Consider the following 1,403-nt stretch of genomic DNA (forward strand, 5'->3'; position numbering starts at 1 on the left):
GCTGGTGTCGGTGGCGATCGCCGCGGCGGTGATGCCGGGCTTCGAGAAAAAACCCACGCCGACCCAACTGGTGCAGCCGTTGATCAAAGAGTTCTCGATCGCCGGCGGACGCCTGGTCGAGAACGAGGACGGCGGCCTGGTGCTGTCGGGCACGGTCAAGGACGCGGCCACGCGCGAGATGATCCGCAAGCGTCTGATCACCGATGAGGTCGAGGCGCGGCTGGAACTGCGCACCGGCGACGACATCGCCGGCGACGTGCGCGAAGTGCTGCGCAGCCAGGGCCTGACCACGCAGACGCGTTATCTGGGCGACGGCGATGTCGAAGTCAGCGGCCACTTCGCCGACCCCTCGCTGTTCTCGCGCGCGATTGCCTCGCGCGCGATGCAGGACGTGGCCGGGGTGCGCCGGGTGATCAAGCGCGACCTCGACGCGAGCCCGGTCGCCGCTGGCCCTGCGGTGGCCGCGCCGGAGGAGCCGAAGAAGACGCTGCCGACCGAGCCGACCCGGATCGTCAAGATCTTGCGCGACGAAAAACCGCGGCTGGTCGACGTCGACGGCAACGAGTATCTGGACGGCGATGTCCTGCCCGATGGCCGCACCGTTAGCGGAATCGGCTCCAAGAAGGTATGGGCGTTCAACAAGCTCAACGGCATGATGGAAGAGATCAAGGTGCAGCCGCTGACCGCGCAGGAACTGGCGATCGCCAGCGGCGCCGCGCCGGCCGCCGATGCGGCGACCGCGGCCAGCCCGCCCGCCGACGCCGCTGCGGCCAGTGCCGCCAAGACGCCGGCCGCCGCCGCGAAACCGGCGACGACGGCGCCCGCACCGACCACCCCGCCCGCGTCCGCCGCCGCCAACGCGCGCCCGGCCGTGGCCGAGGCGCCCGCGCGGCCCGGAAACCGACAATGAACAGGGACGACCCAGGGTCAGCACTAGCTGGTTTCACCCGCACCGCGCCGATCTAATCCAACCTCGGCACCTTGCACCCGTCGTCCGCGGAAGCTTCAAGAATCGCAAAGCGCGTCAAGTTTTCGGTGCCATTCGTTGTTCCACGCCATTGCGCGGCCTTGCCGCAACGAGCAGGAGAGACGTCATGAGTAATGCAGTCAACGGCGCCGGCGGTACCGCCGGCCTGGTCAACACCTTCATCGCCGACGTCAACAAGAACGACGCGGTCGGCAACGGCAAGGGTTCGCGCAGCGCCGGCAGCGGCAGTGGCGGCGGCGTCTCGGCCGGCGGCGGCGGTGGCGGCAGCGCGAGCTGGTACGAGTCGATGGCGCGCGCCTGGGGCCAGACCATGGACGCGCAGGCGTCGCGCATCACCGAGCTGTCGGGCACGATCGGCGGCGGCGACGACCAGCCCTCGTCGATGATCGCGCTGACCTCGCAGAGCCTGCGCATG

2 protein-coding genes are annotated in these 1,403 nt (G+C 69.9%); both read left to right on the forward strand.

The window, feature by feature from the left end; translation table 11 throughout:
- Window positions 1-910: hypothetical protein (locus tag ACIQU6_RS44875; RefSeq protein WP_403488525.1), on the forward strand; the 910-nt coding region annotated here is incomplete at its 5' end.
- Window positions 911-1,094: 184 nt separating this feature from the next.
- The coding region (locus ACIQU6_RS44880) for a hypothetical protein (RefSeq protein WP_403488527.1) at window positions 1,095-1,403 on the forward strand (309 nt) is incomplete at its 3' end.

This window comes from Streptomyces sp. NPDC090442, from assembly GCF_044769405.1.
Taxonomy (GTDB): Bacteria; Actinomycetota; Actinomycetes; order Streptomycetales; family Streptomycetaceae; genus Streptomyces.